The sequence below is a fragment of the Bradyrhizobium sp. AZCC 1721 genome (assembly GCF_036924715.1).
GTDB lineage: Bacteria > Pseudomonadota > Alphaproteobacteria > Rhizobiales > Xanthobacteraceae > Bradyrhizobium.
Genome location: NZ_JAZHSB010000001.1, coordinates 2,081,563 through 2,106,580 on the forward strand (window position 1 = coordinate 2,081,563; position 25,018 = coordinate 2,106,580).

24 protein-coding genes are annotated in these 25,018 nt (G+C 60.4%); 17 read left to right on the forward strand and 7 right to left on the reverse strand.

The genetic code is table 11. The features are described from left to right. Window positions 1-12 precede the first annotated feature (12 nt). Window positions 13-1,212 (forward strand): ABC transporter substrate-binding protein, encoded by a 1,200-nt coding sequence (locus V1273_RS10085; RefSeq protein ID WP_334409478.1) that lies wholly within the window; start codon window positions 13-15, stop codon window positions 1,210-1,212. Window positions 1,213-1,388: 176 nt separating this feature from the next. Beyond that, on the forward strand, window positions 1,389-3,191 hold the full coding sequence (locus V1273_RS10090) for an AMP-binding protein (RefSeq protein ID WP_334409479.1): 1,803 nt from the start codon (window positions 1,389-1,391) through the stop codon (window positions 3,189-3,191). A 124-nt stretch (window positions 3,192-3,315) separates the two neighbouring features. Here the strand turns inward: V1273_RS10090 and V1273_RS10095 are convergent, their stop codons facing one another. Then, window positions 3,316-3,831 carry a winged helix-turn-helix transcriptional regulator gene (locus tag V1273_RS10095; RefSeq protein ID WP_334364327.1) on the reverse strand — a complete coding sequence of 172 codons (516 nt, stop codon included), beginning with the start codon at window positions 3,829-3,831 and terminating at the stop codon, window positions 3,316-3,318. A 244-nt stretch (window positions 3,832-4,075) separates the two neighbouring features. Here V1273_RS10095 and V1273_RS10100 point away from each other — a divergent pair, with 244 nt between their 5' ends. Both V1273_RS10100 and V1273_RS10105 read left to right on the forward strand, forming a co-directional pair. Further along, window positions 4,076-4,708: a 2-hydroxychromene-2-carboxylate isomerase gene (locus tag V1273_RS10100; RefSeq protein ID WP_334409480.1), complete on the forward strand. Its 633-nt coding sequence runs from the start codon at window positions 4,076-4,078 to the stop codon at window positions 4,706-4,708. 95 nt (window positions 4,709-4,803) lie between these two features. Next, on the forward strand, window positions 4,804-6,003 hold the full coding sequence (locus V1273_RS10105) for a CaiB/BaiF CoA transferase family protein (protein ID WP_334364325.1): 1,200 nt from the start codon (window positions 4,804-4,806) through the stop codon (window positions 6,001-6,003). A gap of 29 nt (window positions 6,004-6,032) precedes the next feature. Here V1273_RS10105 and V1273_RS10110 read toward each other — a convergent pair whose 3' ends face one another. Together V1273_RS10110 and V1273_RS10115 are read right to left on the reverse strand one after the other, a co-directional pair. Next, window positions 6,033-6,710, reverse strand: a complete 678-nt coding sequence (locus V1273_RS10110; protein ID WP_334409481.1) for a glutathione S-transferase family protein — start codon at window positions 6,708-6,710, stop codon at window positions 6,033-6,035. Beyond that, window positions 6,710-7,453, reverse strand: coding sequence for an SDR family NAD(P)-dependent oxidoreductase (locus V1273_RS10115; RefSeq protein ID WP_334409482.1), 744 nt, complete (start codon window positions 7,451-7,453; stop codon window positions 6,710-6,712). Before V1273_RS10115 ends, V1273_RS10110 begins: the two co-directional genes overlap by 1 nt. 222 nt (window positions 7,454-7,675) lie before the next feature. Between V1273_RS10115 and V1273_RS10120 the strand changes: the two genes are divergently transcribed. From V1273_RS10120 to V1273_RS10175, 12 genes are all read left to right on the forward strand, one after another. Further along, complete coding sequence (locus V1273_RS10120; protein ID WP_334409483.1) at window positions 7,676-9,265, forward strand: class I adenylate-forming enzyme family protein; 1,590 nt, start codon at window positions 7,676-7,678, stop codon at window positions 9,263-9,265. Window positions 9,266-9,279: 14 nt separating this feature from the next. Next, entirely contained in the window at window positions 9,280-10,017 is a 738-nt protein-coding gene (locus tag V1273_RS10125; protein WP_334409484.1) for an SDR family oxidoreductase, read from the forward strand. 14 nt (window positions 10,018-10,031) lie between these two features. After that, complete coding sequence (locus tag V1273_RS10130; RefSeq protein ID WP_334409485.1) at window positions 10,032-11,213, forward strand: acyl-CoA dehydrogenase family protein; 1,182 nt, start codon at window positions 10,032-10,034, stop codon at window positions 11,211-11,213. A gap of 21 nt (window positions 11,214-11,234) precedes the next feature. After that, window positions 11,235-12,365, forward strand: a complete 1,131-nt coding sequence (locus V1273_RS10135; RefSeq protein ID WP_334383266.1) for an acyl-CoA dehydrogenase family protein — start codon at window positions 11,235-11,237, stop codon at window positions 12,363-12,365. 51 nt (window positions 12,366-12,416) lie between these two features. Further along, window positions 12,417-13,604 carry an acetyl-CoA C-acyltransferase gene (locus tag V1273_RS10140; RefSeq protein WP_334409486.1) on the forward strand — a complete coding sequence of 396 codons (1,188 nt, stop codon included), beginning with the start codon at window positions 12,417-12,419 and terminating at the stop codon, window positions 13,602-13,604. Between the two features lie 53 nt (window positions 13,605-13,657). Then, the gene (locus tag V1273_RS10145; RefSeq protein WP_334383264.1) at window positions 13,658-14,662 is read left to right on the forward strand and encodes an NAD(P)H-dependent flavin oxidoreductase; all 1,005 of its coding nucleotides are present in this window, start codon (window positions 13,658-13,660) and stop codon (window positions 14,660-14,662) included. A gap of 25 nt (window positions 14,663-14,687) precedes the next feature. Next, entirely contained in the window at window positions 14,688-15,515 is an 828-nt protein-coding gene (locus tag V1273_RS10150) for an enoyl-CoA hydratase-related protein (RefSeq protein WP_334409487.1), read from the forward strand. A gap of 147 nt (window positions 15,516-15,662) precedes the next feature. Next, on the forward strand, window positions 15,663-16,259 hold the full coding sequence (locus tag V1273_RS10155) for a TetR/AcrR family transcriptional regulator (RefSeq protein ID WP_334409488.1): 597 nt from the start codon (window positions 15,663-15,665) through the stop codon (window positions 16,257-16,259). Between the two features lie 81 nt (window positions 16,260-16,340). Further along, window positions 16,341-17,330 (forward strand): fumarylacetoacetate hydrolase family protein, encoded by a 990-nt coding sequence (locus tag V1273_RS10160; RefSeq protein WP_334409489.1) that lies wholly within the window; start codon window positions 16,341-16,343, stop codon window positions 17,328-17,330. Between the two features lie 97 nt (window positions 17,331-17,427). After that, window positions 17,428-18,225, forward strand: a complete 798-nt coding sequence (locus tag V1273_RS10165; protein WP_334409490.1) for an enoyl-CoA hydratase/isomerase family protein — start codon at window positions 17,428-17,430, stop codon at window positions 18,223-18,225. 13 nt (window positions 18,226-18,238) lie between these two features. Continuing rightward, a complete protein-coding gene (locus tag V1273_RS10170) occupies window positions 18,239-19,492 on the forward strand; it encodes a CaiB/BaiF CoA transferase family protein (protein WP_334409491.1) in 1,254 nt (417 codons plus the stop codon). A 127-nt stretch (window positions 19,493-19,619) separates the two neighbouring features. Next, window positions 19,620-20,123 (forward strand): winged helix-turn-helix transcriptional regulator, encoded by a 504-nt coding sequence (locus V1273_RS10175; protein ID WP_334409492.1) that lies wholly within the window; start codon window positions 19,620-19,622, stop codon window positions 20,121-20,123. Here V1273_RS10175 and V1273_RS10180 read toward each other — a convergent pair. Genes V1273_RS10180 through V1273_RS10190 form a run of 3 tightly spaced genes read right to left on the reverse strand, consistent with a single transcriptional unit; the run spans window position 20,103 to window position 23,814 of the window. After that, window positions 20,103-20,957, reverse strand: coding sequence for an FAD binding domain-containing protein (locus tag V1273_RS10180; RefSeq protein WP_334409493.1), 855 nt, complete (start codon window positions 20,955-20,957; stop codon window positions 20,103-20,105). The two genes, V1273_RS10175 and V1273_RS10180, sit on opposite strands and share 21 nt — an antisense overlap. Next, entirely contained in the window at window positions 20,954-23,326 is a 2,373-nt protein-coding gene (locus V1273_RS10185) for a xanthine dehydrogenase family protein molybdopterin-binding subunit (protein ID WP_334409494.1), read from the reverse strand. The genes V1273_RS10180 and V1273_RS10185 overlap by 4 nt, the downstream gene beginning before the upstream one ends. After that, window positions 23,323-23,814: a (2Fe-2S)-binding protein gene (locus tag V1273_RS10190; protein ID WP_334409495.1), complete on the reverse strand. Its 492-nt coding sequence runs from the start codon at window positions 23,812-23,814 to the stop codon at window positions 23,323-23,325. The genes V1273_RS10185 and V1273_RS10190 overlap by 4 nt, the downstream gene beginning before the upstream one ends. A gap of 171 nt (window positions 23,815-23,985) precedes the next feature. Here V1273_RS10190 and V1273_RS10195 point away from each other — a divergent pair, with 171 nt between their 5' ends. Next, window positions 23,986-24,480, forward strand: a complete 495-nt coding sequence (locus V1273_RS10195) for a winged helix-turn-helix transcriptional regulator (protein ID WP_334383251.1) — start codon at window positions 23,986-23,988, stop codon at window positions 24,478-24,480. 13 nt (window positions 24,481-24,493) lie between these two features. Here the strand turns inward: V1273_RS10195 and V1273_RS10200 are convergent, their stop codons facing one another. Then, window positions 24,494-24,799, reverse strand: a complete 306-nt coding sequence (locus tag V1273_RS10200) for a hypothetical protein (RefSeq protein WP_334409496.1) — start codon at window positions 24,797-24,799, stop codon at window positions 24,494-24,496. Window positions 24,800-25,018: the final 219 nt, after the last annotated feature.

Genomic DNA, 25,018 nt, shown 5'->3' on the forward strand with positions numbered 1-25,018 from the left:
TGGAGAGATCAAATGTCGATGAAATGGAAGATTGTGGCGGCTTTGGCTTTGCTTTTGAGCGGCCCGGCATTCGCGGCCGAAGAGCCCGGAATTACAGCGACCGAGATCAAGATCGGCGGCGTTTTTCCCTTTAGCGGACCGGCGTCGTCGATCGGTCTCGTGGGCAGGGGAGTTATGGCCTATATCCAGTCGGTCAACGACCGCGGCGGCATCAACGGTCGCAAGATTAACTACATCGCATATGACGATGCATATAGCCCTCCTAAGGCGGTGGAGCATGTCCGCAAACTCGTTGAGAGCGACGAAGTGTCGTTCATGTTCGGCCAGCTCGGCACTCCCGGTATCTCCGCTACGGCTAAATACCTGAGGTCGAAAGGGGTGCCCAGCATCGCAATTATGAGCGGGTCATCCAAGTTCACGGATATTGCCAACTACCCGCTGACCACGACAGGTCTTGTCAGCTACGACACCGAAGGAAAGATCTACGCCAAATATTTGACGAGGGCATTGCCAAACGCAAAGTATGCCATCCTCTATCAGAACGACGACCTTGGCAAAGACTATGTCAACGCCTTCAGGGCGTTTCTCGGTAAGGATTTCGACCGAAAGGTCGTAACTGCGTCCTATGAGGTTACCGAACCGACGATTGATTCACAGGTGGTCAATCTGAAGAGCTCCGGTGCGGATGCCCTCGTGATCGCCGGCACGCCGAAGTTCGCCGCTCAGGCCATCCGGCAAGCCGCGGTGATCGGCTGGAAGGCGACCGTAATCCTCAATTTTCCATCCAGCTCGGTCGGAGGCACGCTCGCACCGGCCGGTCTCGACAAATCGGTCGGCGTGATCGTCGGCACGACCAACAAGGACATTCTGGATCCGGCATGGAAAGACGACCCGGGTATGCAGGCCTACAGGGCATTCTTTGACAAGTATTTGCCGGGCGCCGACATCACCAATGGCAGCTATCTGACCGGCTATCAGCAAGGCATCGTGCTCGAGCAGATTCTAAAACAATGCGGGAGCGACTTGTCCCGCAAGAATATTCTTGCGCAGGCCAAGAACCTGAAGGACTTCGTCATTCCAACTGCGCTGCCCGGCATCAAGGTCAACACCTCCAGCGCCGAGAACATGATCTGGACGCAGATGCGGTTGCAGCGATGGGCCGGCACGAGCTGGCAAGCCTTCGGGGAAGTACTGGACGCCAGGTCCGAGTGATCTGACCAGCGAAGCCACGAGTGCGGCAGTTCGATGCGAACTGCCCACCGTTCTGGCCCGAAGCTCGGTTGACGGATCACGCACCCAGGCGGTGGACCAGAGGCTATGGCCATCAGGGGGCAAGCGCGTGCAGTGCGCGCGATTGGCTCCACGCGTAATTAAGGAGATCAATCTCGATGTCGACGAAGGCACTGACGTTTGCGCCAAAAGAGGTTTCGATAGCGCGTCGAACCGACGGCACGCTCGTATTGAGCTCGCCTATTCAGTTGGGCGAGTGCGATTGGCGCATCACAGACTTCCTTCCGACCTGGGCAAATTCTGTTCCGGATCGAATTTTTCTCGCGCAGCGCAACGCGAGGGGAGGATGGGACGAGATTACCTATAGCGAGGCCTGGTTGCAGGTTCAGGCGGTCGGCCAAAGCCTGATCGATATGGGTGCAAAGCCGGCTGACAAGCTGGCGGTGCTTTCAGGAAACTCGATCGAGAACGCGGTGATCTCGTTCGCAGCGATGTCAATCGGGGTAATCCTGGCGCCAATATCGCCAAACTACACGCTGATGCCCGGCGGCCTGGCCCGCCTCAAGGACGTTGCGGAAGCGCTGCGTCCGAATTTCGTTTTCGTTCAGAGCGGACGCGACTATTCCGCCGGTCGGTCCATTGCCGAATTGGCAGCCGCGACCTGGATCAGCGTCGATGGCGCGCCGGACACGGTGCCTTTCCAGACTCTGACCGCCCGAAGCTTGAGCGACGGATTCGAGCGTGCATCAAGTGCGGTGTCTTGCGATGCCGTCGCAAAGATTCTCTTCACGTCCGGTTCGACCGGTTTCCCGAAAGGCGTGCTCAACACCCACCGCATGATGGCGAGCTCACTGCAAATGGGCAGCCTGCTGGTGTCTCCTCCGGATACGCCTGTCCAGGTCGAGTGGCTGCCATGGCACCACACAATGGGCAGCAACGTGATCCTTCATAGCATCCTCAAGAATGGCGGAACGCTCTACATCGACGACGGTCGGCCGCTGCCTCAGCTGTTCCACAAGACCATCGCCAACCTCAGGGAAATTTCCCCGACCGCCATGTTCAACGTGCCTGCCGGCTATAACCTGTTGTGTGATGCGATCGAGAACGACCGCGAGCTTGGCGCCAGCGTGTTCAAGCGGATGGATAGAATGAGCTATGCCGGGGCTGCAATTTCGGAAGGCACGCTCGAAAAGCTCTATCGATTGACGTCCTCGATCACCGGTCGGCGCATCCCGGTCATGTCGGGCTATGGCACCACCGAAACGGCCCCGACCATTAGTACGACCCATTGGGCCACCGACCAGCCGGGAGAGATTGGTCTTCCCGCGCCGGGTCTGCAATTGAAGCTGATCCCGGTTTCAGATACTTACGAGGCAAGGGTCAAGGGACCCAACGTTACCCCAGGTTATCTCGGAAGGCCGGATTTGACGGAAAAGGCCTTTGATGAGGAAGGCTTCTATCGCATCGGCGACACTGTTTCGTTTCTGGATCCCGCGAAGCCGGAGCTTGGGCTGCGTTTTACGGGCAGAATTTCCGAAAACTTCAAACTCGCGAACGGCACGTGGGTCTCGATCGGCAATGTACGCGCGGCAATCCTGGCAGCCACGCGCGGCGTATTGCTGGACATTGTCGTTGCCGGGGAAAATCGTGAAGCGTGCGCGCTGCTCTGCTGGTTGAATCCGACCGAGGCAGCGCGGATTTCGAAGAGTCCAGGCTCAGATTTGACCTGCGATGCCGATGTGGTCGAATTTTTGAAGGAACGTTTTTGGGAATATAATGAAACCGTTGGAAGCAGCGAAAGAATCTGTTCGTTCTCTCTGTTGAAGGAGCCGCCGTCAATGGCAGCAGGGGAAATCACCGACAAGGCCTACGTCAATCAACGTGCTGTGCTGAAGCATCGTTCTGAACAGGTCGAGCGCCTCTACTGCAACGAAACAAGTCGAGATGTGATGCGGGTCTAAATGCGAGTTCAGCCGTTCGCGACCTTGCCGCATGTCGTGTCCGCCAGATGGCGCCTGCGGATATTCCCAGGCTGCAAATTGCTAGAGCGAGGCCTACGACGTCATATCCCAGCTGCGCGCGACCTCAAGCAGCTGCTTTGCGGCGCGCTTTTGCCTTCGGGCTCTCTGGCGCCTTTACCGCTGGCGTGCTTCGGGCGCCGGGGCCGGGGTGGGTATGAACCTCCTTAGCCGAAAGCGGCTCGCCGCACTCAGAGCACACCATGACCGGATCGAAGTTCTTGCCGCATTTGCGGTGCTGGTGCAGCAACGGCCGCCCGCGTTCGTCGACCATGTGCGTGTCGCCCCAATGTACAATCGCCATCATGATCGGATAGAGATCGAGTCCCTTCTGGGTAAGGATGTATTCATGCCGCTTGGGCGACTCCTGATAGGGAATGCGGCGCAGGACACCAAGCCGGACCAGTTTCTTCAGCCGCTCCGCGAGCAAATGCCGTGTGATCCCAAGCGCGGACTGAAATCCTTCGAAGCGGCGGGTGCGAAGGAAGCATTCGCGCAGGATAAGAAGGGTCCAGCGGTCACCGATCACGCCGATGGTGCGGGCCATCGAACACGGCTCTTCTTCAAGGGCATCCCATCGCATTTTCCTGCTCTCCAGTCATCCGACGACCCGATTCCGCTCGAATCGTCCAGGGAACCTCAGCTTTACCTACCATTCTAGATAGGTACTCAGCTCCAAACAATCCCCTATTGGCGGTGCGCAAATCAGCAGAAAATCGTATGAGTTTGACAGTTCGTTTTTAGAACTGTAAAGATGGGTGGTAGCCGGAATTCGGCTATTGAACATCACACCTGATCATTCGATGCACGCTCCGGGAGAAGCCGACATGCCCCTGAAGGTAGAATTCCAGTTCGATTTCGGCAGCCCCAACGCATATCTGGCGGAAGTTGCCATTCCGGGAATCGAGCGGCGTACCGGCGTGAAGTTCGAGTATGTCCCGGTTTTGCTCGGCGGCATCTACAAGGCGACCGGCAACATGTCGCCGTTCGACTCGCTTCGCGGCATCAAGAACAAGCCGGAATACCAGGCGCTCGAGACCCAGCGGTTCATCCGGCGCCACAACATCACGAAATTCCGCCAGAATCCGTTCTTTCCGGTCAACACGCTGATGCTGATGCGCGGTGCCGTCGCCGCCCAATTTGAAGGCGTATTCGAGCCCTATTTCCGTGCCGCCTACCATCATATGTGGGAAGAGCCGAAGAAGATGGACGACCTCGAAATCTTCCGGAATGCGTTTGTTTCGTCGGGAATCGATATCGACAGGTTGATCGCCCGCGCACAACAGGATGACGTCAAGAAGAGGCTGATCGATCTGACCAACGACGCGGTCAGCCGGGGAGCATTTGGCTCGCCGACTTTCTTCGTTGGAAAGGAAATGTTCTTCGGCAAGGACCAGCTTCGTGACGTGGAGGAGTCCATTGTCGAACAGACCCGTCAGCCTGTTCCCAAGACGGCGTAGAACCGAGCCTCGAGGTCCGCGAATATCTTAATCCAGGGCCGGGCGATAAGCTAAGTTCGGCTTAGGCCCAGAATAACAAAGTACAGGGGAGTGCCATGCCTGGTCCGCTCAATGGTGTTCGTGTCCTCGACCTGACCGGCGTGGTGTCGGGCCCGTTCGCGACCATGTTTCTGGCGGACCAGGGCGCCGACGTGCTGAAGATCGAGCCGATCGGCGGCGATATTACGCGCCGCAGCCGGGCCACGATCGACAAGGACGGCGAGTTCTCCGCGCTGTTCATCTCTTCCAACCGCGGCAAGCGTTCGCTGTCGATCGACGTCAAGAGCACGGGTGGCCGTGAGGTGCTCACCAGGCTGGTCGCGCAGGCCGATGTGTTGGTGCAGAACTTCCGGCCCGGCACCATGGAGCGCCTCGGTCTAGGCGTGGAAGAATTGCGGCAGCGCCATCCGCGCCTGATCTACGTTTCGATCAGCGGCGTTGGTGATACCGGCCCGTATGTAAAGAAGCGCGTCTATGACCCGATCATTCAGGGCTTGTCGGGCTTCGCCGATATCCAGTCGCAGCCGATAACGAACCGTCCGCAAATGATCCGCACGATCGTATGCGACAAGACCACTGCAGTGTTCACTGCACAGGCGGTGGCGGCAGCGCTCTATGCCCGCGAGAAAACTGGGCAGGGCGATCATATCCAGGTCGCGATGCTGGATGCGATGATTTCCTACCTGTGGCCCGAAGGCATGATGCAGTATACGGTTGTGGGGGCCGAGGCCGCCGCAGCCGATCCCAACGATCGGCCGGATCTCGTGTTCAAAACCAGTGATGGCTACATCACCGCCGGCACGATTTCGGATTCCGAATGGCAGGGTTTCTGCCGGGCATCCGGCGATCCCGAGCTTGCCAACGATCCACGCTTTGCGACGCCATCGGCGCGTTCGGTCAACGCCACCGCGCGCATCAACAAGATGGCTGAGTATATCAGCCAGCATACCACCGCGGAATGGCTGGACCGGCTGGACGCCGCCGACGTGCCTTGTGCGCCGATCCTGCGGCGGAGCGAAATCATCCACAATGAGCAGGTGGTGGCGCGCGGTATCATCGCGGAATTCGATCAGCCGAAAGTCGGCCGAGTGCGGCAGCCGAAGCCCGCGGCTCGCTTCGAAATCAATGAGGCGGTAATTGGTGGACCGGCGCCCCGGGTCGGCGAGCACTCGCGCGAGGTGTTGCGCGAACTGGGTTATGACGACAGCGCCATCGAGAAGATGATCGCCGAACGTGCCGTGCGTGTGGCCGTCTAGGTCAGGCTATCGCGATCGGCGAAGGGTTCTCAGATCTTCGCCGCTGCCGGCGTGATCGGTGCCACCGGGACATTCGCCGCGACCGCTCGCTGATAGGCCTCCCGCTTCTGGATGCGTTCAAGGTAGGGTTGCGCATTGTCGCAAATACCGACGCCGTAAGCGATAGCCCAATCGAGGCACGTCGTAAGCAGGATGTCGGCGCTGGTGAACCGGTCACCCATCAGGAATGTCCGCCCGTCTGCCAGGGCGACCTCCACGTGTCGTAACTGTTGCCGGAAATACTCACCCGCCTGCGCGACGACGTCGGGCGCAATTCCATAGATATGTCCCAACGCATCCGCGCGATGGCGGCGCATGACGTAAAGGCTGGTGGAATCGAGTTCGGCCACGATAAAGAAGCACCATTCGAGCCATGCGGCGAACTCGCGCTGGGTTTCGGGAATCAGCGAACGTTCCGGCGTCGAATAGGTTCGCGACAGATAGGCGACAATCGCGGCGCTTTCACCGATGCAGAAGTCGCCGTCCTGCAGCAAGGGGATTTTCTGGCGGGGATTGAGCTTGGTGTATTCGGCCGTCTTGGTCTCGCCGGTCCGCGGCCCGATCGGCCTGACTCTGTAGGACAAGCCAAGCTCGTGCATGGCCCAGTGTGGACGGATGGTGCGGCTTGTCCCAACGCCCCACAGGGTTAGATCGGGTGTTGCGTTCATCACCATTTCTCCACGGACGGACGAAGATCGAGTTCGTGGGTCCAGCCGTCTCGGCTTTGCTGATGGGCGAACCAATAGGCCTCGGCGATGGAAGAGGTCTTCGTCAGGCTGTCCTGGGGAATCTCGCTTGCCTCGATTCCCTTCGCCGCTTTCATCCGCTGATGAATGGCTTCGCTATCCACGCCGGCGTCAATGATGAGATGGACCACGTGAATGTTCTTCGGTCCCAGCTCGCGCGCCATGGCTTGGGCGACCGCGCGAAGTCCGAACTTCGCCGATGAAAATGCCGCAAAGCCCTGGCCGCCACGGACACTGGCGGTCGCACCGGTAAAGAAGATGGTGCCGCGCCCACGTGGCAGCATGACGCGCGCGGCCTCGCGTCCGACCAGGAATCCGGCATAGCAGGCCAGTTCCCAGGCCTTGAAGAACAGCTTTTCCGTGGTCTCCGCGAGGGGCTTGTTGACATTCGATCCGGCATTGAAAAGGCAGACCTCGATCGGCCCGATATTGGTCTCGACGTCGGAAAAAAGCTTTTGAACTTCGGCTTCCTGACGAGCATCGACGCTGAAAGCGTGGATACGGTGACCCGCAGCGCTGAGTTCATCCACCAGTCCCTGGGATTTGGCTGCGTCACGCCGGCAGATACAAACCGTATAGCCGCCCTTGGCAAAACGTCGCGCGACGGCCGCACCGATCGCGTCGCCCGCGCCCACCAGTATTGCTACGCCGCGACTTTCCGCCATTCTCGCTTCCCCGTAAGTTCTTATTTGGGACTGATAGCTAACGCCAATCGGCTGAATTGTAAACGAACTTTCTGAACATCTTCAAAAATGGCAGCAACACTGCCTCTTCGCCGATTCGCACGGATCCGCGAAATAGCAATTGACGAGTTCTAAAAAAGAACGTTAAATCTGGATTGAGCTCGTGCGGCAAAAGGCGACGTTCGTTGTTCGGGGAGGTTGGTGGTGGCGGGTCCGTCAGGGGCGATCGATATCGATGAGATTGCTGCAGGGCTGCCTCGCCGCATCCACGAAGTCACGGCTGACCATGTCGCCGATGCCCCAGGCCGAATCGCCTTGATCGAAGACGGCTCCGCTTGGAGCTATCGTGAGCTGAATAGGCGAGTCACCGAGATTGCCGCCGTTCTTTCCTCGCTCGGGGTGCGAGCGGGCGATCGTATGGTTATTGTCAGCGAAAATTGCATTTCGCTGGCGGCCTTGCTGCTGGCGGCGAGCCGACTCGACGCCTGGGCGATCGTCGCCAGTCCACGATTATCGGCGCGCGAACTAGACCAGATTCGCGATCATAGCGGCGCTCGTCGAATGTTCTTTACGTCGAGCGTCTCGAAAGAAGCTGCTGCCCATGCGTTGCGCCTTGGAGCGGAGAACCGGCAGTTGGGACCTCTGCAGGAGATCGGCGTTGCGCCGCTCGACGAAGGTGCAACCGTCGAACCGGTGGAAGCCGATCCGTCAAAACAAGTCGCGGTTCTGATCTACACCTCGGGAACGACCGGAACGCCGAAGGGGGTGATGCTCTCCCACGATAACCTGCTGATCAGCGCCAAGGCCACCGCGCATTTCCGCAACATGGATCATAATGACAAGATCTATCTGGTGCTACCGATCTCGCATATCGTCGGCATCTCGCTCCTGACCATGACCTTAATGGTCGGCGGCACCGTGCGCTTGGCCAGCCGATACGATCCTGCCACGCTTGCCAAGGCACTGGTCGATGAAGGTATCACGATGCTTGATGGCGGGCCGGCCACCTATCAAGGCCTTCTCGAATACAAGAATGTCCCAGGTCTGAAGCAGGTTGACTGCGGCGTACTGCGTTTGATCGCCGTTTCTGGCTCATCCCTCGATCTCAATCTGAAAACTCGCGTAGAGAAGGAATTTGGTTTGCCTCTGCTGAACGGCTATGGGACCACCGAATGTTCGTTAGGGGTATCTGCCGTGCGCTTCGATGCGCCACGTTCCGATGATGCGGTCGGTGCGCTGCTGCCGGGAGTTGAAGCCCGCGTCAGAACGCTGGATGGTATACCGCTGTCAAAAGGCGAAGTTGGCGAGCTTCACGTGCGCGGACGCAACGTGATGCGCGGCTACTATCGTGCGCCAGACCTGACGGCGAAGGTGATGGATACCGAACGCTGGTTCAACACTGGCGATCTCGCGCGCTTCGAAGGCGATTGCCTCCACATTGTCGGCCGTAGCAAGGAAATGACCGGCGCGATCTCAGCCGAGATTGAGGCGATCCTCAATTCACATAAGGATGTGCAATCCGCCGTCGTTGGCCAAGCCCTCAACGGCAATGGGGAGATTGTCGCATTCGTGCAGCCGTTCCCAGGATCGCGCGTCAAGCCGACCGATCTGATGGATTCCATCAAACCTCGACTCGCCTCCTATATTCGGCCGCCGAAAATCATTGTCGTCGACATCCTACCGGGAAGCTCAACCGGCAAGATCCGCGAACATGAGCTCGCCCGCCGCTTTCGTTGCGACCAAGCTGCCGCCAAGCAGGCGGCGAAACTCCAACGACGAACTCACTTGACCTGACCGGGAGAAGACCTTTGCAAAAGAGAAACGCAACCGTGGCCGTGATCGGCGCCGGGGACTACATCGGCGGCGAGATCGCCAAAAAGTTTGCCTCAGAGGGCTTCACGGTGTTTGCCGGGCGCCGTAACGGGGCCAAACTTGAACCGCTCGTCGGGGAGATCGAGAAGGCCGGCGGCGAAATTCACGCACGCTCGCTCGACGCACGCAAGGAAGAGGAGATCATCTCCTTTCTCGGCGACGCCGACAAGCACGCGCCGCTCGAGGTCTGCATCTTCAACATCGGCGCCAACGTCAACTTTCCGATTCTGGAGACCACCGAGCGCGTGTTCCGCAAGGTATGGGAAATGGCCTGCTATTCTGGCTTCCTCGCCGGCCGCGAAGCAGCGCGACTGATGCTGCCCCGCGGCAAAGGCAATATCTTCTTCACTGGAGCGACGGCGAGTCTCCGTGGTGGATCCGGCTATGCCGCCTTTGCCAGTGCCAAGTTCGGCCTGCGAGCTGTCGCGCAGGCGGCGGCGCGTGAGTTGGGGCCCAAGAACATCCACGTCGCGCATCTCATCATTGATTCCGGCGTCGACACCGAGTGGGTGCGCCAGCGACGGATCGAGGCACTCGGTCCGAACGCGCTAGATAACCCCGATGCTTTGATGCCGCCATCATCAGTCGCGGAATCCTATTGGTTGCTCTATCAGCAGCCCAAGAGCGCCTGGACCTTCGAGCTGGAGATCCGTCCCTTCGGCGAGAAGTGGTAACGGGGCCTCGCACGATGGAGCTCGAACTTTCCAGCGAGGACGCAGCGTTTCGTGACGAGGTGCGCGCTTTCATTGCGGAGAACTATCCGCAGGAAATGCGCGTTCCAAATCCCGAGACCGATTTGACGAAGGAGCAGTCGCTGCTCTGGCACCGGATCCTCTACAAGAAGGGGTGGATTGCTCCGCTCTGGCCCAAGGAGTATGGCGGCCCAGGCTGGTCGATCACGCAGCGCTTCATCTTTGAACAGGAAACCTCACGCGCCGGGACGTTGCCGCCGCTCGCATTCAGCGTCACCATGGTCGGCCCGGTCATCTACACCTTCGGCAACGACGCGCAGAAGAAGAAGTTTCTGCCGCGGATTCTCTCGGGGGAGGATTGGTGGTGCCAGGGTTATTCGGAGCCGGGCTCCGGCTCAGACCTCGCCTCGGTCCGCACTAAGGCGGTACGCGACGGCGACCACTACATCGTCAACGGCCACAAGACATGGACGACGCTGGCCCAGCATGCCGACTGGATCTTCTGCCTGGTGCGGACCGATCCTTCGGCAAAGCCCCAGGCCGGCATCTCCTTTCTGTTGATCGACATGAAATCCCCCGGCGTCACCGTGCGGCCGATCATCACCATCGACGGTTCGCATGAAGTCAACGACGTGTTCCTTGAAGATGTACGAGTGCCGGCCGAGAATCTGATCGGCGAGGAAAACAAGGGCTGGACCTACGCGAAGTTTCTGCTCGGCAACGAGCGTACCAGCATGGCCGGGATCGGCCGGTCCACTCGGTATCTCGGCCGTCTGAAGCAGATCGTGAGAACTGAAGTTGGCGAGGACGATCCGGCGTTCGGGGAGTTCATCAGGGAGATCGCGCGCGTTGAGCTTGATGTGCTGGCGCTGGAGGCAACCGAACTGCGCATCGTCGCGCAGATGTCGCGCGGCATCGACCCGGGACCGGCCGCGTCGTTGTTCAAGATCAGGGGCACCGAGATATTCCAGCGCATCACCGATCTGACGCACCAGGCGATCGGCAATTACGGTCTGGCCATCCGTGAGCACCCGGTAAGCGCTAACCACTTCATGCCGGGACCCGACTATGGGCACACGGCGACTGAGAAGTATCTGAACTCCCGAAAGCTCAGCATTTACGGGGGATCGAATGAAATTCAGCGCAACATCATCGCGAAAGCGGTGCTGGGTCTCTGACTGCATCGCACGAGGCATCCGATGGACATTCAGTTGACGGAAGAACAGGAACTGCTCCGTTCCAGCATTCAACGCTTCCTGCGCGAGCAATACGATTTCGACGAGCGCCGCAAGATCGTCGCGACCGATGAAGGCTGGAGCCGCAGGCACTGGAAATCCTTTGCCGAACTGGGGCTCTGCGCCGCGCCGTTCCAGGAAAGCTCCGGCGGCCTTGGTGGCGGCTCGCTTGCGACGATGATCGTGATGCAGGAGTTCGGCCGCAACCTGGTCGTCGAGCCCTATTTTGAGACGGTTGTCCTCGCCGGTGGCCTGATCGAGGACGTCGGCTCGCCCGAGCAGCGCCAGGCGTTCCTGCCGAAGATCATGGAGGGCGAGGCGATCTGGGCCTTGGCGTGGGCGGAGGGACGGTCACGTTATGATTTCCACAACGTCACCACCACGGCACGCCGCCAAGGGGACAAGTTTGTTCTGAGCGGAACCAAAGCCGCGGTGGTCGGTGCGCCCTGGGCCGACAAGCTGATCGTTTCGGCGCGCACCTCGGGCCAGCAACGCGATCGCGACGGCGTCAGTCTGTTTGTCGTAGATCGCCATGCGGCCAATCTTCACCTGCAGAGCTTCAAGACCATCGACGGCCGGCGCGCCGCTGAACTCACGCTGATGAAAGTCGAGGTGCCGGCCAGCCAGATGCTGGGGAGCGAAGGCGAGGGCGTCGCTGCCCTGGAGGCGGCTCGCGATCGCGCCATCGCGGCCCTTTGCGCGGAAGCCGTCGGTGCCATGACGGAGCTGAATTCGGCGACGCTCGAATACAGCAAGACGCGCAAGCAGTTCGGGGTTGCGCTGGGAACGTTTCAGGTGCTGCAGCACCGCATGGTCGACATGTTCATCGCGCTTGAGGAATCGATTTCGCTCACTCAGCATTTGAATCTGACCCTGGCGTCGAAGGAACCGAACGGATCGAAACTGGCGTCCGGCGCCAAGACCAAGGTCGGCTACGCCGCACGCTTTGTCGCAGAGCAGGCCGTGCAACTGCACGGCGGCATGGGCATGAGCGACGAGTTGAACGTCGGCCACTACTTCAAGCGAATAAGCTCCATCAACGTCCAGTTCGGCGATCCCGCCTATCATCTGATGCGGTACGCGCAGCAGAGCTGAATCCCCTCCAACACAGCTAGTCGACTTCCGCACCCCGACCAGAGGTAAACAATGACCGAAGCCGTAATCGTCTCGACCGCTCGCACCCCAATTGGCAAGGCTTACAAGGGCGCCCTCAACAATACCGAAGGCGCGACGTTGCTGGGTCATGCCATTTCCGCTGCGTTGTCACGCGCTAACGTGGAGGGCTCCGAGGTCGAGGATGTCGTGATGGGTTGCGCCATGCAACAGGGCACCACGGGTATGAACATTGCGCGCAAGGCGCTGCTCCGGGCTGGACTTCCGGTCAGCGTGGCAGGAACAACCATCGACCGCCAGTGCGCGTCTGGCTTGCAGGCGATTGCTTTGGCTGCGCGCTCGGTCATCTTCGATGGCGTGGAGGTTGCCATCGGCGGCGGCGGTGAATCCATCAGCCTGGTCCAGAACAACCAGATGAACAATTTTCATGCCGTCGATCCTGAACTTCTCGCGATGAAGGGAGACGCCTACATCGCGATGCTGGATACTGCCGAGATCGTGGCGAAGCGCTACGACATCTCGCGCGAACGCCAGGACGAATATAGCCTCGAGAGCCAGCGCCGGACAGCGGCTGCCCAGCAGGGCGGCCGGTTCAGCGACGAACTCGCACCGATCAAGACGACCATGGCGGTGACTGACAAGGCGAGCGGCGCCGTGTCCTATCAGCAGGTGACGCTGTCGGCCGACGAGGGGCCGCGTCCCGATACCACGGCCGAGGGACTTGCCGGCGTCAAGCCGGCCAAGGGGCCGGGCTTCACTGTTACCGGCGGCAATGCCAGTCAGCTTTCGGACGGCGCCAGTGCCGCCGTCATCATGAGCGACAAGCTCGCGGCGCAGAAGGGTCTGAAGCCGCTCGGCGTCTTCCGTGGCTTTGTCAGCGCCGGGTGCGAACCGGACGAGATGGGCGTGGGTCCGGTCTATGCCGTGCCCCGGCTGCTCAAGCGCCACGGCCTCAAGGTAGATGATATCGATCTGTGGGAATTGAACGAGGCATTTGCGGTGCAGGTGATCTATTGCCGCGACAAGCTTGGGATCGATCCCGAAAAGCTCAACGTCAACGGGGGCTCGATTGCGGTTGGCCATCCCTACGGCATGACCGGCGCGCGGCTGACTGGCCACGCCTTGATCGAGGGTCGCCGGCGCAAGGCGAAATACGCCGTTGTTACGATGTGCGTCGGCGGCGGCATGGGCGCCGCAGGCCTCCTCGAAATTGTCCACTGACGACCAACAAACCGGCTAGACCAGAGATCTGTAAAAACACATCGGAGGCACGCGTGAAGACAGCAATTACCGAGATGTTCGGCATCGAACATCCGATCATCCAGGGTGGAATGCACTATGTCGGGTTTGCCGAGCTGGCGGCCGCAGTGTCGAACGCGGGCGGACTCGGAATCATCACCGGCCTGACGCAAAGGACGCCGGAACTGTTGGCCAAAGAAATCGCGCGCTGCCGCGACATGACCGACAAGCCGTTCGGCGTGAACCTGACCTTCCTGCCGAGTTTCACTGCGCCGCCTTATCCAGAGTACATCGCTGCGATCAAGGAAGGTGGCGTCAAGGCAGTGGAAACCGCGGGCCGCAGCCCCGAGCAATACATGCCGGCGCTGAAGGCGGCCGGCATCAAGGTGATCCATAAATGCACCTCGGTGCGGCATTCGCTCAAAGCCGAGAAGATCGGCTGCGACGCTGTCAGCGTTGATGGCTTCGAATGCGGCGGCCATCCCGGCGAGGACGACATCCCGAACATGATCCTGCTGCCGCGTGCGGCGGACGAGCTGAAGATTCCGTTTGTGGCGTCGGGCGGCATGGCCGACGCGCGGAGCCTCGTCGCGGCGCTGTCGATGGGGGCCGCCGGCATGAACATGGGCACCCGCTTCATCGCCACGAAGGAAGCGCCAGTCCACGACAATGTAAAGCAGGCCTTGGTCAAGGCGACCGAACTCGACACCGTGCTGGTCATGCGCGCGCTGCGCAATACGGAGCGTGTCTTGAAGAACAAGGGCGTCGACGAGCTGCTCGAGATCGAGCGCGAAAGGGGCGCAAGCCTGAAGATCGACGACATCCACGAGCAGGTGGCGGGCGTCTATCCGAGGATAATGATCGATGGCGACATGGACGCTGGCGCCTGGAGCTGCGGCATGGTCGTCGGACTCATCAACGACATTCCGACGGTGAAGGAGTTGATCGACCGTATCATGGCAGATGCCGAGCGGTTGATCAGGGAACGGCTTACGGGATTCCTCGACGCCGACAGCAAGGAAGCCTTAATGGTCGCCTGAAGCCTAGCAACGGGAACCAGGGCGGATGGCAGAAGATCGGATCGAGCTCGACACCGGCACAGGTGAGTTGCTGTGTGAAATCCGCCATCGCGTGGCGCTCATCACGCTGAACCGGCCCGAGGCCCGCAATGCCTTGTCCGACCAACTGACCCCTGCGCTGCGGCGCATGATAAGGCAGTGCGGCGATGATTCCGGCGTCGGCGCACTGCTCATCACGGGCGCTGGAGCCGCCTTTTGCGCCGGCGGCGACGTCAAGGGTATGGGGAGCAATTCTGCGAAGGCCGATACGCCGATCCATGAGTGGATCGCCGACTTGCGCATCAAGCAGCGCACCCTCACGGGTGCGTTGGTGGGACTGCGAAAGCCGACGCTCGCGGCGCTTCCCGGGCCTGCCGCGGGGGCAGGGCTTGCGCTCGCACTCGCCTGCGACATTCGAATCGCCGCTGAATCGGCTGTGATGACCACGGGATATGCCCGAATCGGGCTGACGGGGGACTACGGCATCGCCTGGCTGCTGACGCGGCTGGTGGGAACGTCCCGGGCACGCGAGTTGATGTTTCTGTCGGAGCGGATCGACGCACGCCGCTGCGAGACCCTGGGGCTCGTCAACCGGGTGGTGGCCGACGCCGAGCTTCGCGATGTTGCATTTGCGCTTGCAAGGTCCTTGGCCGAGGGCCCCTCGCAAGCATTCGCCGGCATGAAGGACAACCTTGACCATGCCTTGGCCACGGACCTTCTGGATTCGATGGACCAGGAAGCGGCATACATGGTCCGTTCTGCGCGCACGTCGGATCACAAGGAAGCGGTCCGCGCCTTCATCGAGAAGCGCAACCCCGTATTCGCCGGGAACTAGCGTGCGTTCAATCTGAAGGTCCGCATCGCTGACCGGCTTTTCCTAGTAGAGGCGCAGATCAAAAAGCCATTCTGAGGAATTCGGTTGTTATATATGATGATAATCATCTAATGTGGCTCTCTATCTTAGTTCATCCGGGAGCATGCGATGCGTTATCCGAAAGACCATGGGCAGCAGACCCGCAGGCGGATCGTCGAAAATGCTTCCTACGGCCTGCGTCAGAACGGCGCCGACGGCCTGAGTGTGGTCGACCTGATGAAGCTCGCTGACCTGACGCATGGCAGCTTCTACGCCTACTTCAAGTCACGTGACGCTTTGGTCGTTGAAGCGATCGCTTTGGCCATGGATCAAACCATCGCCCATTGGCTGGATCTCACGCAGGGATTGCCTCCCGAGAAAGGATACGACGCAGTCGTCGAGTCCTATCTGAGCCCTCGCCATCGCAATAATCCGGCTCGCGGTTGTGCGCTTCCGGCTTTAGCCGCGGATATCGGACGGTCAGGCCCGGAGGCGCGGCGTACCTTTGCAGGCAGGTTCGAGAAAATGATCGATGTCATCGCCCGTTTGATCCCGAGAGGATCGTCATCGGATGCGCGGCAGGCCGCAGCCGGCGCAATTGCGACCATGGTCGGCTCCATCGTGCTCGCGCGTGCGGCCGGCGACAGGCGGCTGTCTGACGCTCTTCTGGAGGCCGGTCGGCAGGCCTTGCGCAATCAGGACGCTAATGTCTTTCCGAGTCCATAAGCCTCCGGTGCCCATAACTTGCAAAATGCAAGTTATGATCTATGCTGCCGTCAATTGCTCATTTGGCTTGGGAGGTGCGCCTTGAAACTAGCTACCTATCGATCCGCAGGTCAAAATAGGCTCGCGCTCGTCCAAGCCGGCGGCCGCTTGTTGTTTGATCTCGCTGCCGCCTCGCAGCGGGCTGGTAAGCAAAATCCAGCATTCAACTCAATGCTTGACCTTGTGGATTATGGCGACGCCGCGCTGGACGAAGCATCCAACCTTTTCGACCGCTATAGGAAAGATCAGGACTTATGGTCTGCGGTTGCGGAATCCGAACTTCTTGCCCCGTTGCCGGAGCCGCGCCAGATGCGCGACGGCATGTCGTTCCCGGTGCATATCGTTCAAGGCCCGATCGGGCATCTCAAACTAAAGGCGCGGAAGGCAGGCGATACGGCTGAGCTCGCACGTCTGCAGGCTGCGCCGCTGCCCGAGCTGCCCGAGGTGTATCGCAAGCAACCAATCTACTACATTACCAACCGCTTTAGCGTGAAGGGCCCCAACACGACGGTCAAATGGCCGCGTTACAGCCAGGTCATGGACTACGAATTGGAATTCGGAATCGTCACCAAGAACAGGGGCGCGAACATTCCGGCAGCGAAGGCGCGCGACCACATATTCGGCTACACGATCTTCAACGATTTTTCCGCGCGCGATGCCCAGCGGGTGGAGATGGAAGGCCGATTGGGACCCGCCAAAGGCAAGAGCTTCGATGGCGGCAACGTGCTTGGGCCCTGGATCGTGACACCCGACGAAATCGGCGACCCCTACAACCTCAAGATGGAAGCCCGCGTCAACGGCGAGATTCGTTCGCAGGGCACGAGTGAAGGCATGCTGTTTTCGTTCGAGGAAATCATCGCCCACATCAGCCGGGATGAGACGTTGATGCCCGGTGAGTTCATCGGCTCCGGTACCGTGGGCAATGGCTGCGGCCTCGAACTTGGCTGGTATCTCGAGCACGGGGATAGCATCGAGCTCGAGGTCGAGAATATCGGCGTCTTGAAGAATCGGGTCGAGCGTCAAAATATCTAACGAAACTATGGCTTGCAAAATGCAAGCCGCGGTGTAGCCTGCATTTCGCAGATCAAACGATGCGGTCGCAAGAGCCGCCGGCAAACAGGAGGCAGCTTTGTCCGAGGATGCATTGGTGACGCGCGAGCAGCGCGGCAATATCTCCGTTTTGACCATGGTTTATCGGCCGCACAACCTGCTCGGCCCCAAGCTCCTCAACGCGATTGTGGATCAGGTGGGGGCAGCGCAGAAGGCAGGCAGCCGCGCCATCGTCATCCGTAGCGGACTGCGGCATTTCTCCGCCGGCGCCGATCTGGATATCTTCGAGAAGCGGGTAGAGGCAGGCAGCGGAGATCAGGCCGGTGAAAATCGGCAGCTGAACGGCGTCGAATTCCTGCGTTTCATGGAGCTGCTGCCAATCCCGCTAATCGCCAGTGTTCACGGCGTTTGCCTGGGTGGCGGTCTCGAGCTTGCGCTATCATGCGATTACATCATCGCGGCCTCTTCGGCGAAGATCGGCTCGGTCGAGGCGACGCTTGGGCTGCATCCCTTGCTGGGAGGAATCCAGCGTCAGGTGCAGCGGATTGGTGCCCAGCGCGCCAAGGAAATGTCGATGCTGGCGCGACGCTATGATGCGCCGACGCTGGAGAAGTGGGGATTGATCAATCTCACAGTTCCGGAAGAGTCGCTGGAGACGGCGACGATGGCAATCGCGGAGGAGTTTGCGCAGGGACCGACGGTGGCGCATGCCGCGACCAAGGAACTCGCGCATATCGCGGTCAACCAGGGCGTGGTGGCCGCCGACGAGGCGATGGCAAGAGTACAGGCGCCGATCTGGGCGTCGGAAGACCTCAAGACCGGTCTCACGTCATTCCGCAAGAACGGCCCGGGTCTTGCAAAGTTCGCGGGGCGCTAACATGAGTGGCCCCTTGAGTGGAATCCGTGTCGTCGATTTCTCCCGCGTGCTGGCTGGTCCGCTGTGCGCGCGGACGCTGCAGGATCTTGGCGCCGAGGTCATCAAGATCGAACCGCCAAGCCCCGACGTTTCCCGGTTTGCATTTCCATCGACCGACGGCATGTCGGGCTATTACGCCCAGCAAAATGCCGGAAAACGCAATGTCAGCATCAATCTCAATATGCCGGGCGCCTATGAGTTGGTGCTGAAACTCTGCGACACCGCCGATATCGTCGTCGAAAATTTCCGTGCCGGGACTCTGGCTTTCTTCGGCCTTGACTACGAAACACTGTCCAAACGCAACCCGCGCCTGATCTACGCGTCGATAACCGGCTATGGCCAGGGCGGTCCGTGGCGCAGCCGGATGGCGTATGCGCCAACGGTGCAGGCCGAGGCCGGCTTTACCGACAACAGCGTTCGTCACTATGGCAACACGCTGGCGGAGCCGCGTACCGACAGCCTGTCGCATGCAGACGTCTATGCCGGATTGCAGACCGTGATTGCGATTCTCGCAGCGCTCAACAGCCGCCAGAAGACAGGGCAGGGCCAGTATATCGACGTTGCAATGGCGGCGACGCTGCTCGCCGTCAATGAACGAGCGCATGTCGATCTCTCCGACGACGATATCGGGGCGGAGCCCGCGATACTAGGGGCCACCGATTGCCCATTTTTCACGGGACCGCAAGGCGAGCACTTCACGGTTGCGACCAGCATCATCGGCAGCCTGACCTTTCCGTCGTGGCTGCGCGCCATGCGCCGCGTCGATCTGATGGACGATCCCCGGTTCTCCACTGCTGCCGCGCGCCGCTTGAATTTCGGCGTGCTGCACCAGATCATCCAGTCCTGGATCCTGACCTTTCCGGATATGGCGACCCTCGACGCCCAGTTCGACGAGGCCAAGATCGCCATGGGCGAGATCCGTTCGATCAAGGAGCTCACGGCCTCGGAATGGAGCGATTACTGGGGCGCCGTGCAACACGTTCCTGACCGCAGCGGTGGCGAGTATCGACTGCCGGGTCGGCCGTGGCGCTTTTCGGCCGAAGAGTTGACACCGATCGGGGCACCCGCTTTCCAAGGCGAGCATAATTTCGCGGTCTTCAGCGAGCTCGGAGTCAGCGAGGCGGAATTAAAACGCTTAAGCGAAGCGGGCGTGCTTGTTTCGCATCGGCGTGCGCTGCAGCCCGAGATCGTTGCCAAGCCCGAAGCCGAGCCGGGGCAGGCCGCCTGATCAGCCAAACGCCGAAGGGCGCACTGGACATACACGAATCCCGCTCAATATGGTATGAGCTGAATTCGGAGTTGAAAGAGCTATGTCCAGTGTGAAGCGAAGCCGTCTTGCAAACAAGGAATGTTCCATGGCGCGCGCCATGGAAGTTGTCGGCGACCGCTGGTCCATCCTGATCCTGCGCGAGGCCTATTACGGCGTGAAGCGCTTCGACGAGTTCGAATACTATATCGGGATCGCTCCCAATATCTTGAGCACCCGGCTGAAGAAATTCGTTGATGCCGGCGTCATGACGCGGGTGCCGCTACCCGAACACGCCGGTCGATATGAGTACGTTCTGACCGAGAAGGGACGTGATTTCTTTCCGGCCTATCTCGCACTGAAGAAATGGGGCGACGACTGGCTGGCGGAGCCGGCCGGACCGCAGGTCGTGTTCCGCGACCGCGCCGCCGGGCGCCCGATCGAATATCCGGAATTGCGGACAACGAGCGGCAAGCCGTTGCGGCTTGAGGACGTAGAGGTCGTTGCTGGCGCAGGTGCTGTTCCGTTCAATCGCAAGCGATTTGGTGGCGATATCGCCGATCGTGCAGCGGCCGGTACGAAAGCTCCCGCCTCACGACGAAAGCGCAAGTAGCGCTCGCCTGATCTCGACCCGGATCAGATTCGCGCGGTAGTCCGCCGACGCGTAGCGGTCCGAGAGGCACTCTGTGGCCTCACTCAGCAATTTTGCCGCTTGGTCGATATTGTCCCGCGAAAGCGGCTTGCCGGTCAGGAAATCGGCAGCGTGCTGGCCGCCGAACGCATGATTCGCCGCACCGGTGACGCCGATGGAAATCTCGGCGACGACGTCGTCCTGCAGCCGTACTCCGACCGCGATTCCCACGACGGCAAAGCCGCTCGCGGGGTGCCGGATCTTTCGGTAGATGAAGCGCGTACCGGGCTTCGGCCGCGGGATATGGATGCTGGCGAGAATTTCGTCCGGTTCCAGGACGGTGGAAAAGATATCCACGAAGAAGTCCCGTGCCGCCACCCTTCTCAGGCCATTCGGGCCTGCGATCTCGACCTCTGCCTGCAACGCCACCACAACCGCCGGCCAGTCAGCCGCGGGATCGGCGTTCGCGAGCGAGCCGCCGATCGTGCCGCGGTTACGTACCTGGGGATCGGCAATGAGGCTGGCCGCCTGGCGAAAAACCGGCAGCTCCTTGTTCAGCGGCTCGGAAGCAAAGAGTTCGGTATGCGTCGTCAGTGCGCCGATCCTGATGCCGGTCTCGCTGATCTCGATTCCCTTGAGCTCGGCGAGGCCTCCAATATCGATCAGGAGCGCGGGCGATGCCAGCCGCAGCTTCAGCGCCGGCAGCAAGGTATGGCCACCGGCCAAAAGCTTCGTTCCGTCGGGATCGTCGCGCAACAGATCGATCGCCTGGGCGAGCGAAGACGCGCGGACATAATCGAAGGCTGTGGGGATCATTGGGAGGCTCCCGTGCGTGCCTTTTGTACCGCCGTCCAGATTCGGGGTGGCGTCAGCGGCATGTCGAGATGGGTGATACCGAACGGTGACAAGGCATCGAGCACGGCGTGAACCATGCAGGGTGGGGCGGCGATAGAGCCGCTCTCGCCGATACCCTTGACGCCGATCGGATTGGTCGGCGACGGCGTTTCCTGGAACAGCGATCGGATATTCGGCACATGCTCGGCGCGCGGAACGGCATAGTCGAGCAGCGAGCCGGTCAGAAGTTGCCCATTGTCGGGATCGTAGCTGACCTCTTCATAGAGCGCCTGCGCGATGCCCTGCACGACGCCGCCATGGATCTGGCCGGCCGCGAGGCGAGGGTTGATCAGCGTGCCGACGTCGTCGACGGCGACATAGTCGAGAATGTCGACGATCCCGGTCTCCGGATCGACTTCGACATAAGCGAGGTGGATGCCTGACGGCGAACCCATGCCGGTCGGATCATAAAACACCGTCTCATCCAGGCCCGGTGCGACGTCATCCGGCAGTTTGTGCCCGAGATAAGCCATGCGGGCCACCTTGGAGAAGGTAACCGGCGCAATATCGGTGCCGGGCACGCTGAACGCGCCCGCCGAATAGGAAACATCCTTCTCGTCCACTTCCAGCATGCCTGCTGCAATCTTCTTGGCCTTGGCCACAATGCGCTGCGACGACACGTGCACGCTGGATCCGCCGACAGCCATCGAACGGGAATTGAAGGTGCCGTGGCCGGCCTGCACCTGGCGGGTGTCGCCTTGCACGATGTCGATGTTTTCAATCGGAATCTGCAGCACGTCAGCGGCGATCTGCGACAACGACGTGATATGGCCTTGACCCTGGCTCATCGAGCCCGAATAGATCGTGGCCCGTCCGCTGGAATCGATGCTGACCCGTGCGCTTTCCCATCCGCCGCGGTCAAATCCGCCTGGGGCCAGCCGACGCGAAGGTGCCATGCCGCACATATGTGTATAGGCGGCGACGCCAATGCCGCGATAGATGCCGCTGCCGCGCAGGGCTTCGCATTCGCTGCGGCGTCCGTCATAGTCGAAAGCCGCGAGCGCCTTGTCGAGAAGTCCCTGATAGTTGCCGCTGTCATACATCACCCCCATGCTGCCGTAGGGCCGATAGGGAAATTCCGCCGGTTGAACGAAATTCTTCCGCCGCACCTCGACCTGGTCGAGTTTGAGATGGCGCGCCACCGCATCGATCGCGCGCTCGGCGATGTAAGCGCCCTCGGGCCGGCCATAACCGCGATAGGCATCAACCGGTACGGTATTGGTGACGACTACGCGAGAAATGGCTTCGTAATTGTCGATCTTGTAGGTGCCAGTGCCGAAATTGATGGTGTTTACCGTTGGACCGCCGCTCGCCATGTTGGAGAGATAGGCGCCGACATTGCCGAGCGTTGCCACCTTAAGGCCGAGGATGGTGCCATCGTTCTTGAAAGCGATTTCAATGTTCTCGGTATGAGCACGACCATGGCTGGTCGATTGATGACTTTCGGAGCGGCTTTCCCACCATTTGACCGGTGCGTTGAGTTCGCGCGCCAGATAGGGGCAGAGCAGGTCCTCCGGATACAGATGCATCTTGGCGCCGAAGCCGCCCCCGATATCAGGCGCAACCACCCGCAATTGATGCTCGGGAATGCCCACCGTCTCGGCGATCCAACGCCGGTGCATGTGGGGGACTTGGCTGCCGATATAGACTGTCAGTGTGCCGTCCGGCTCTGGCGAGGCAACGATCGCGCGCGTTTCCATGCAGGTCGGGATCAGTCGGTTGTTGACGACGCGTAGTCCGATGACCTGATCGGCTTCGCGGGTGGCTTGCTGGTAGTCGCCTCCGCGCACCTTATAGATCGTGGTGATGTTGCCGGGAACGTTGTCATGGAGTTGCGTCGCGTCTTCACGGATCGCGGCCTCTTCGTCGGTCACCGCGGGCAGCACCTCGTAATCGACCTCGATCAGACCGATCGCGTCGTAGGCTTCGGCCAGCGTTTCCGCCACCACCAGCGCCACGCACTCGCCGACAAAGCGAACGCGATCGGTCGCGAGAACGGGACGGAACGGCACCTTGCTGCCGGGGATGATCCAGTTCGGCACGATCGGGCCCATTTTGCCCTCGAGCACCTTGCCGGACAGGACGAGGCGAACACCCGGTGAGATTTTGGCGGCGGACAGGTCGACGCTTCTGACCTCGGCGTGGGCGTGCGGTGACCGCAGTAACGCCATATGCAGCATACCTGGCAACCTGACATCATCGACGTAGCGGCCCTTGCCGACGAGTAGTTTGAAATCCTCGCGTCGCCTGAGCGGCTGGCCGATATGGCGGATAGCGGTCGTGTCGTTCATGGCTGGTCGCCCTTCGATGCGAGACTTTCGACGGCGCGGACGATGTTGTGATAGCCGGTGCAGCGGCAGATGTTGCCGGCAAGGCCGTGGCGGATGTCGGCCTCGCTCGGATCGGGCTGATCCTTCAATAGCTGGCGCACGCTCATCACCATGCCCGGCGTGCAGAAGCCGCATTGCAGCGCGTGATGCTCGTGGAATGCCGCCTGAACAGGGCTGAGTTCGGCGCCTATGCCGGTCACGCCCTCGATCGTCGTGATCGACGCACCGTCTGCCATAACGGCCAGCACGGTGCAGGATTTTACCGCTTGTCCGTCGATCTCGACGGTACAGGCGCCGCACTGCGAAGTATCGCAGCCGACATGCGTGCCGGTGAGGCCAAGATCCTCCCTGATCAGATGGACCAGCAACCTTCGCGCCTCGACGACGACGGTCTTGCGCGTGCCGTTGATCTCCAGCGTCACGACGTGACGGTTGTCGGGCTCTGGCATGCATCCTCCTGATTGCGGCAGGTTTGGCCGTCCCCTTTTTCTTTACTCGTAGTTACTCTAATAATAAGAGTGACTGGCGGCAAGCGATTTTTTTGGAGCCGGAGACGAGTACTTGGATCCCACTGCCGATCCTATTACTCTGGTAATAAGAGTTGTTTGGAGTCGACGTGGATGCGCTCGAAGAGCTTTGAGGGAATGGCCTGCTCGATTGCCGGCGTGCTCGACGCGGTCGGTGACCGCTGGGCCATTCTGATCCTGCGCGATCTGTCGCTCGGGTTGAGCAAATACGAGGATCTGAGGAAGTCGACTGGCGTTACTCACGCCACGCTGTCCGACCGGCTCAAGCATTTAGAGCAAAACGAACTCATCGAACGGCGGCTGTATCAGAGCGGGCCCGATCGTTACGAGTACCTCCTTACCCGCAAGGGCAGGGAAGTCATCCTGGTCATCCAGGCGCTTGCCCAGGTGGGGGACAAGTGGGCGATCACGGGAAATGCCGGGCCGCCGCTCAAATTCATCAATAAGAACAGTGGCCGTCCGGTGAAGCTCGCGCTGGTCGATGACAAGTCGGGCGAATTGGTACGCTTACGGGACGTCCGGCCGCAGGCCGGCCCAGGCGCCGACGACCTGGTGAGGTGGCGACTGGCCAAGTTCGACCAAGGATGATTTCGGTTTGTCGCTAACCAGCGCCCGGCTTCAGCGCGTACAGGCCAAGAGCAGCCAGCGAAAAGATCGTCAACATCGCGCCTAGCGCAAACATGGCTTCATGCGACAGGGTAGCGGCCAACCATACGCCGGCCGCGGCGTTCATCATTTGCCAGAAACCGAGCAGCGCTGAAGCCGCGCCGGCTTTCTCGCCGAACGGAGAGAGCGCCTGCGCGGTGCCGAGCGGACTGACAATGGCCATACCAAAGAGGAACACGCACATCGCGCAGAGAAATGGCAGGAAAGTCGGGCTGAACAGCGAGACGAGCAAGATCGCCACGCTGCTCGTGGCCGTTGTCAACAAACCGGCGCGGATCGAGAGTTCGAGACCGTAGCAGAGGAGGTTCAGCTCCTCGCGTTGACGTTGGGCTGCCTTGTGCGGTCGTGGCACAACTTGTTCTTCTTGCGCTCTGACGCGCGCGCGCGGACTTCGCGAGCTTAGGCGGCAGTGCCGCTAATCACACGTGAATAGCGCTATCTCGATTTTTTGATCTAGCGC